Origin of the sequence: uncultured Aquabacterium sp., from assembly GCF_947366995.1 — a bacterium.
Taxonomy (GTDB): Bacteria; Pseudomonadota; Gammaproteobacteria; order Burkholderiales; family Burkholderiaceae_C; genus Aquabacterium.
Genome location: NZ_CANBCC010000106.1, coordinates 1 through 7392 on the forward strand (window position 1 = coordinate 1; position 7392 = coordinate 7392).

At 67.1% G+C, this 7392-nt stretch carries 7 protein-coding genes and 1 pseudogene; 4 read left to right on the forward strand and 4 right to left on the reverse strand.

The window, feature by feature from the left end; genetic code table 11:
* Both Q0Z44_RS17745 and argB read right to left on the reverse strand, forming a co-directional pair.
* Nucleotides 1–904: pseudogene (locus tag Q0Z44_RS17745) on the reverse strand (hypothetical protein); the annotation flags it as partial.
* 1 nt (nucleotide 905) lies between these two features.
* The gene (argB, locus tag Q0Z44_RS17750; protein ID WP_109034234.1) at nucleotides 906–1823 is read right to left on the reverse strand and encodes an acetylglutamate kinase; all 918 of its coding nucleotides are present in this window, start codon (nucleotides 1821–1823) and stop codon (nucleotides 906–908) included.
* A 218-nt stretch (nucleotides 1824–2041) separates the two neighbouring features.
* Between argB and Q0Z44_RS17755 the strand changes: the two genes are divergently transcribed.
* On the forward strand, nucleotides 2042–2335 hold the full coding sequence (locus Q0Z44_RS17755) for a copper-binding protein (protein ID WP_298015250.1): 294 nt from the start codon (nucleotides 2042–2044) through the stop codon (nucleotides 2333–2335).
* Nucleotides 2336–2640: 305 nt separating this feature from the next.
* Here Q0Z44_RS17755 and Q0Z44_RS17760 read toward each other — a convergent pair whose 3' ends face one another.
* Both Q0Z44_RS17760 and Q0Z44_RS17765 read right to left on the reverse strand, forming a co-directional pair.
* Nucleotides 2641–3150: a YqaA family protein gene (locus tag Q0Z44_RS17760; RefSeq protein ID WP_298015252.1), complete on the reverse strand. Its 510-nt coding sequence runs from the start codon at nucleotides 3148–3150 to the stop codon at nucleotides 2641–2643.
* Between the two features lie 106 nt (nucleotides 3151–3256).
* The gene (locus Q0Z44_RS17765; protein ID WP_298015254.1) at nucleotides 3257–4108 is read right to left on the reverse strand and encodes an OmpW family outer membrane protein; all 852 of its coding nucleotides are present in this window, start codon (nucleotides 4106–4108) and stop codon (nucleotides 3257–3259) included.
* A 280-nt stretch (nucleotides 4109–4388) separates the two neighbouring features.
* On the opposite strand from Q0Z44_RS17765, the gene dusB reads away from it, so the two are divergent.
* From dusB to purH, 3 genes are read left to right on the forward strand one after another with little or no spacing between them, the layout of a single operon-like run.
* The gene (dusB, locus tag Q0Z44_RS17770) at nucleotides 4389–5453 is read left to right on the forward strand and encodes a tRNA dihydrouridine synthase DusB (RefSeq protein WP_298015259.1); all 1065 of its coding nucleotides are present in this window, start codon (nucleotides 4389–4391) and stop codon (nucleotides 5451–5453) included.
* A gap of 13 nt (nucleotides 5454–5466) precedes the next feature.
* Nucleotides 5467–5703 carry a Fis family transcriptional regulator gene (locus Q0Z44_RS17775; protein WP_109034228.1) on the forward strand — a complete coding sequence of 79 codons (237 nt, stop codon included), beginning with the start codon at nucleotides 5467–5469 and terminating at the stop codon, nucleotides 5701–5703.
* A gap of 54 nt (nucleotides 5704–5757) precedes the next feature.
* The gene (gene purH / locus Q0Z44_RS17780) at nucleotides 5758–7347 is read left to right on the forward strand and encodes a bifunctional phosphoribosylaminoimidazolecarboxamide formyltransferase/IMP cyclohydrolase (RefSeq protein ID WP_298015257.1); all 1590 of its coding nucleotides are present in this window, start codon (nucleotides 5758–5760) and stop codon (nucleotides 7345–7347) included.
* The last annotated feature ends 45 nt before the right edge of the window (nucleotides 7348–7392 follow it).

Consider the following 7392-nt stretch of genomic DNA (forward strand, 5'->3'; position numbering starts at 1 on the left):
CCAGCGCCGTGGTGAACACAAGCAGGCCGGCCGCGACGGCCAGCGCCAGGTGGCCCAGGAAGCGGCTGGCCTCGGACGCGCGACGCGCCTGCCACACCATGGGCAGCGCCAGCAGCCACCATGGCGTGAAGAAGGCCAGCAGGGCCTGGGCCGCCTCGGCGGCCAGCCCGCCCGGCCCCCCGGCGCCCTGGATCTTCTGCAAGGTGCGGTCGAGCGACTCGGGATGCTGCAGCAACCACAGCCCGTGTGGCAGCCACACCAGCGCGCCCACGGCCGCGACCGTGAACAGGCTGCGCCAGCGCCAGCGCCCCCGGGTGACGGGTGACAGCGCCAGCGCCATCGGCAAGGCAACGAGAAAGACCATGGCGTTGTGCTTGGCCAGCATGGCCGCGGCCGCGAACAGGCCGGTGCGCGCGTCGCGCCACCACGCCGGCTGGCGCAAGCTGGCCAGCGCGGACCACAGTACCCCGGCGGTCGCCGCGGCAGCCAGCAGCGAATGGGTGAGGTCGCGCTGCGCCTCCCACACCACGGCGGGCAGCAGGGCCAAGCCGGCCAGGGCCACCCGGCGCTGGCCGGCGCTCAAGCCCAGTTCACGGGCGGCGCCATCACACGCCAGCACCAGCCCGCCCAGCAGACCGATCTTGATCGCCCACAACGCGAGCACCGGCAGGCCGGTGACGGTGCCCAGTGCCCACACCAGCCAGGTGTAGAGCGGCGGCTGGTTGGTGTAGCCCCAATCGAGGCGCTGCGCCAGGATGAGCTGCTCTGCCTGGTCGAGTTCGACCGTGGGCGACACCCCGGCCTGCATGGCGGCCACCAGGGCCAGATAAACGAACAGGGCGACCGGCCATGCCAGACGCCCTGCGGACGGGGAAGCGGCCCCGCCCGGCCAGCGGGGGGCCATGTCAGTGCGAGCGAATCATCGTGCCGTAGGCCGACTCGGTCAGGATCTCGAGCAGCATGGCGTGCGGCACTCGGCCATCGACGATGTGCACCGCGTTCACACCGCTCTTGGCCGCGTCCAGCGCGCCGGCGATCTTCGGGATCATGCCGCCGCTGATGGTGCCGTCGGCAATCAGCTCGTCGATGCGGCGGGCCGTCAGGTCGGTCAGCAGATTGCCTTCCTTGTCGAGCACGCCCTTGATGTTGGTGAGCAGCATGAGCTTCTCGGCCTTGAGCACCTCGGCCAGCTTGGACGCCACCAGGTCGGCGTTGATGTTGTAGCTCTCGTTTTTCGAGCCGAAACCGATCGGGCTGATCACGGGGATGAACTGGTCGTCCTGCAGGGCCTTCACCACGCTCGGGTCGATGGACTCGATCTCGCCGACCTGGCCCACGTCGTGCTCGAGGCTGGGGTCCTTCAGGTCCTTGAGCTTGAGCTTGCGGGCACGGATCAGGCCACCGTCACGGCCGGTCAGGCCCACGGCCTTGCCGCCCGCGGCGTTGATCAGGCCCACGATGTCCTGCTGCACCTCGCCGGCCAGCACCCACTCCACCACTTCCATGGTTTCGTCGTCGGTGACGCGCATGCCCTGGATGAAGTGGCCCTTCTTGCCGACCTTGTTGAGCGCCGCATCGATCTGCGGGCCGCCGCCGTGCACCACGACCGGATTGAGCCCCACCAGCTTGAGCAGCACCACGTCTTCGGCGAAATCGGCCTGCAGCTCGGGATCGGTCATGGCGTTGCCGCCGTACTTGATGACGATGGTCTTGCCGTGAAACTTGCGGATGTAAGGCAGCGCCTGGGCCAGGATCTCGGCCTTGTCACGGGGGGCGATGAGCGCAACGGAATCGGACTGGACCGGGGCGGGGGTGTTCGGCATGGCGGGCACGGCAAAGCGATGAGCGAAGCGGGTATTTTAGGAGCTTCGCCACCGCGCCGGACGCCGCCCGCCCGCAGCCCCTGACAGGGTCAACCGGGTGCCACATCCGATCGTTGAAGGAAGCAGGGCATGATGCCCGCAGCGCCCCGCGGCGGGAACCCCCACCCCGCCAGGCGGTCCAACCGCCGCAATATGGCCTGCACACAAGGAGCCCCATCGTGAAACCATCTCTCGCCCGCCCCCTCGTCACCCTGCTGGCCGGGCTGGGGCTGTCACTGTCCGTGCTGGCCCAGCCTGTGCAAGGCGAGGTCCGCAAGGTCGACCCGGACGGGGGCAAGATCACGCTGAAGCATGGCGAGATCCGCAACCTCGACATCCCCGCCATGCAGATGAGCTTCCGGGTGAGCGACCCGGCCTGGCTGAAGCGCTTTCAGGTGGGCGACAAGGTGACCTTCACCGCGGACAAGGTGGGCGGCCAGTTCACGATCACCTCGATCACACCGCGGCCCTGAGCGCCGCCTGGTGCACGGACAAGAAAAAGGGCCCCGATCGGCAGACCGGAGCCCTTTTCCCGAGACATGTCCTCCCCCGGACCTGACTCTTCTCTTGATGACAGCGATTTTTGGCTTGTTTGTCAGGCTGGGCGGCGTCTTGCTGCGCTCTTCACCGACCTGACGCAACGCAGTTTAGTGTCGCCCTGCGTCAAATCTGCACGCAAAGAAAGGGCAATCGTTACAAGATGATTCCCATGTTCATGGGAGGCCCCCGGAAGGGGGAAAAAGCGCCTGCGCGGGTCGGCCATCCGACCGATGCGCTCTTAAATCATCCACAACAGCGCCGCGGTCATGGTGACGTAGCGCAAGGCTTTGCCCACGGCCATGTAACCCACGCAGGGCCAGAACGGCATGCGCAGCCAGCCGGCCACCGCACACAGCGGGTCGCCCACCACGGGCAGCCACGACAGCAGGCAGGCGACAGGCCCGGATCGCCCCAGCCAGCGGGCAGCGCGGCCCTCGGCCTGACCCGCACCGGGCGGCAGGTCTGATTCGGGCGTCCGGTGGCGCAGATGGTCCGAAGCCCGGTGCGCCGCCCGCCCCATCCACCAGCTGATGGCCCCACCCAGCGTGTTGCCGGCGGTTGCCACGGCAACGGTGGGCCAGAACAGGTCAGGTTTGAGGGACACGAGGGCGTAGACCGCCGGCTCGGAGCCCAATGGCAGCAAGGTGGCCGACACCAGGGACACCAGAAACACGGCCCCGAGCCCCACCTCCGGCAGGGAGAACCAGGCCAGCAGGGCTTGCACCCAGGTCATCAAGGTGGCTTCCATGGCGCGATTGTGGGGCACCCTGCACAGGTGGCACCCCACGCAAAAAGGCCCCGAAGGGCCTTTCTCGGCGCGAGCTCCCCCAAGCGCAGGGGCAGCCAGCGATGCGTCAGAAGCTGTAGCCGACCGACACGGTGTACACCGACGGGTGGAAGCGGTAGGACGCCTTCTGCTCGCCGTTGGCCGTCGTGATGGTCATCTTGTTCTTGACGGAGGCGGTCATCCAGCCGGCGTTGAGCGACCACTTGTCGTCGATGCGGTAGGTCACACCCGTCTGGAACGCGAGGCCCCAGGAGTCGCTCAGCTTGATGTCCACCGGGCCGTCCATGTAGACGTTGGCGCCGGCCGTGGTCTCGCGGGCCTTGAAGCGGGTGTAGTTGATGCCGACGCCAACGTAAGGGCGCAGCGTCGTGCCGCGCTCGAAGAAGCGGTAGTTGATGAAGGCGGTGGGCGCGGCCTGCTCCACACGGGCGACCGTGGCGCCGTTGTACTTGCCCACCTGCGCGGCGGTCACGAGGGCGTTGGCCGACGGCGTGGCCTGCGCGACGGTGATGCCGCGTGTCGTGGCGATGTACCCCGCAACCTGGTCACGCGTGCGGATGCCATTGGCAGCCAGCGCCTGGTACTGTGCCGCGCGACCCATGGTTTCGCTGCCGACACGCAGCTTCACGTCGTGCGTCGGCGGCGCGCCGAGCACCAGTTCCGCTTCCCAGTTGTCGGTCAGACGGCGGCTGATGGTGAAGAGCACGGTGGACTCGGGCATCACCTCCAGCTGGTTGCCAGCAGGCACTTCGACGCCGTATGGCGGCAGGGTGCCCTTCAGGTCGGTGCTGGTGGCCCGCGCAAAGATGCGCGCCACGCCCATCTTCACGGTGTACGGCGATGCATCGGTGTCGGCAACAGAAACAGCCGGCAGCGCGAGGATGGCGGCGGCGAGCAAGGAAAGGTGGAACGGCTTCATGTCAATCACGAGTGGAACGCGGAGGTACCGCACAACCATTGCATTCTCTATGCAATGGTTGCATTTGTAATGCAATGTTTATCAGGGGTTTCCCGCATAACCGAGCGAGCAAACGCTGGAACAGGTCTTTTGCGCACCCCAGGCAAGGGACACAAGCCCCCCGCGCCCGGCTATACTTCTGCCTTCTTTTTAAGCAGCCCTGTCCGCCCGCGTGGACAGGGCTGCGCTGTCTTTGACCGCTTTCCCGCCCATGTCTCCCGCCCCCTTGACCGCCCGCGCGCTGCAGGTTGGCTCTGTCGAGCTGCCGAATCGCCTGTTCGTGGCGCCGATGGCGGGCGTGACGGATCGCCCCTTCCGCCAGCTGTGCAAGCAGCTCGGTGCGGGCTACGCGGTCAGCGAGATGGTCACCTCGCGCAAGGACCTGTGGCACAGCCTGAAAACCTCGCGCCGCGCCAACCACGACGGCGAGACGGCGCCGATTGCCGTGCAGATTGCTGGCACGGACGCCGCCATGATGGCCGAGGCCGCCGCCTACAACATCGACCGCGGCGCGCAGGTCATCGACATCAACATGGGCTGCCCGGCCAAGAAGGTGTGTAACAAATGGGCCGGCTCGGCGCTGATGCAGGACGAGCCGCTCGCGCTGCAGATCGTTGAAGCCGTGGTGGCGGCCTGCCTGCCGCACAACGTGCCCGTGACGCTGAAGATGCGCACGGGCTGGAGCCAGCAGAACAAGAACGCGGTGCGCATCGCCCGGGCGGCCGAGCAGGCGGGCGTGGCCATGCTGACGGTCCATGGCCGCACGCGCGAGCAGGGCTACACCGGCCAGGCCGAGTACGACACGATTGCGGCGGTGAAGGCTGCCGTCGGCGTGCCGGTGGTGGCCAATGGCGACATCACCTCGCCCGAGAAGGCACTGGCCGTGCTGCGCCACACCGGGGCCGACGCGATCATGGTGGGCCGCGCGGCCCAGGGGCGGCCCTGGATCTTCGGCGACATCGCGCATTACCTGGCCACCGGGGAGCATCGCGCCGCGCCGCTCACGCAGCAGGTGAAGCGCTGGCTGCTGGACCACCTCGAGGACCACTACGGCCTGTACGGTGAGTTCGCCGGCGTGCGCACGGCGCGCAAGCACATCGGCTGGGCCGTGCGCAGCCTGCCGGGCGGCGACACGTTTCGCGCCCACATGAACACCCTGGACAGCTGCGCCGAGCAAGTGCGCGCTGTTTCCGACTTTTTCGACGCCCTCAGCCTGACGCACGACCGCCTGCCGGCGGGTGACCTGGACGCAGCCGGGGACGACGACGCGGCAACGGCCGAACACGCCGCCTGCCACGCGAACTGAGAACGACAAGAACATGAGCAAGAAGACCATCCAGGACTGCATCAAGGACAACCTCGAGAGCTACTTCCACGACCTGCGCGGCGCCGAGCCGCATGCGGTGTACGACATGGTCGTCAACGCAGTGGAGCGGCCGATGCTCGAGGTGGTGATGCAGCGCGCCGAGGGCAACCAGTCCAAGGCGGCCGAATGGCTGGGCATCAACCGCAACACGCTGCGCCGCAAGCTGCTGGAGCACAAGCTCATCAAGTGAGCTGCCTCTTTGATCGATTTCCCGCATCCACGCTCTTTTCCAGAAGGAAGAACCATGGCCCTGACCGCCCTGCTGTCCGTGTCCGACAAGACCGGCATCGTTGAATTTGCCCAGGCGTTGAACGCCCAGGGCGTGCGCCTGCTGTCCACCGGCGGCACCGCCAAGCTGCTGGCCGAAAAGGGCCTGCCCGTGACCGAGGTGTCGGAAATCACCGGCTTCCCTGAAATGCTGGACGGGCGCGTCAAGACGCTGCATCCGCGCGTGCACGGCGGCATCCTGGCCCGTCGAGACCTGCCAGAGCACATGGCCGCGCTGAAGGAACACGGCATCGACACCATCGACATGCTGGTGGTCAACCTCTACCCGTTCGCGCAGGCCACCGCCAAGGCCGACTGCACGCTGGAAAACGCCATCGAGAACATCGACATCGGCGGCCCCACCATGCTGCGCGCCGCCGCCAAGAACTGGCAGGACGTGGCCGTGATCATCGACCCGGTCGACTACGAGCAGGTGCTGTCGGAAATGAAGGCCGACGGCATCACCCGTTCGACCAAGTTCATGCTGGCCAAGAAGGTGTTCGCCCACACCGCCGCTTACGACGGCATGATCACCAACTACCTGACGGCGCTGGAAGCCGGTGCCGAACTGGCCACCGAAGCCGTGCCGGCCAAGGCCGAGTACCCCGCTGTGTTCAACCTGCAGCTGCACAAGGTGCAGGGCATGCGTTACGGCGAGAACCCGCACCAGTCGGCCGCCTTCTACCGTGAGGCTGCCCCCGTGGTGTCGACCCTGGCCAACTGGACCCAGATCCAGGGCAAGGAACTGAGCTTCAACAACATTGCCGACGCCGATGCCGCCTGGGAGTGTGTGAAGGCGTTTGAGGCCCCGGCCTGCGTGATCATCAAGCACGCCAACCCCTGCGGCGTGGCCGTGGGCGCCGGCCCGCTGGAGGCCTACACCAAGGCCCTGAAGACCGACCCGACTTCGGCGTTTGGCGGCATCATGGCCTTCAACCGCGTGGTCGATGCCGACGTGATCGACGCCATCAACGCCAACAAGCAGTTCGTGGAAGTGGTGATCGCACCGAAGTTCACGGACGCCGCCCGCGCCGCTTACGCGTCCAAGCAGAATGTGCGTTTGCTGGAGGTGCCGCTGGACGACGCCACCCGCAAGCTGGGCAACGCCCTGGACTTCAAGCGCGTGGGCGGCGGCATGCTGCTGCAATCGGCCGACGCCATCGACATCGTGGGTGACATCAAGGTCGTGACCCAGCTGCAGCCCACCGAGCAGCAGATGAAGGACATGCTGTTTGCCTGGACCGTGGCCCGCTTCGTCAAGAGCAACGCCATCGTGTTCTGCAAGGACGGCATGACCATGGGCGTGGGCGCCGGCCAGATGAGCCGCCTGGACTCCGCTCGCATCGCCTCGATCAAGGCCCAGCACGCCGGCCTGACCCTGCAAGGCACGGCCGTGGCGTCGGACGCCTTCTTCCCGTTCCGTGACGGTCTGGATGTGGTGGTGGACGCGGGCGCGACCTGCGTGATTCACCCGGGTGGCTCGGTGCGTGACGACGAGGTGATTGCCGCGGCCAACGAGCGCGGCATCGCCATGGTGTTCACCGGCACGCGCCACTTCCGACACTGAACACCATCGGCACGTGCGACAAGGGCCTCCACGGAGGCCCTTTTT

Bases quoted from the DNA above. Each gene is read 5' to 3' on its own strand.
- argB (WP_109034234.1), bottom strand. From the start codon at position 1,823: ATGCCGAACACCCCCGCCCCGGTCCAGTCCGATTCCGTTGCGCTCATC.
- Q0Z44_RS17760 (WP_298015252.1), bottom strand. From the start codon at position 3,150: ATGGAAGCCACCTTGATGACCTGGGTGCAAGCCCTGCTGGCCTGGTTC.
- Q0Z44_RS17765 (WP_298015254.1), bottom strand. From the start codon at position 4,108: ATGAAGCCGTTCCACCTTTCCTTGCTCGCCGCCGCCATCCTCGCGCTG.
- Q0Z44_RS17775 (WP_109034228.1), top strand. From the start codon at position 5,467: ATGAGCAAGAAGACCATCCAGGACTGCATCAAGGACAACCTCGAGAGC.
- purH (WP_298015257.1), top strand. From the start codon at position 5,758: ATGGCCCTGACCGCCCTGCTGTCCGTGTCCGACAAGACCGGCATCGTT.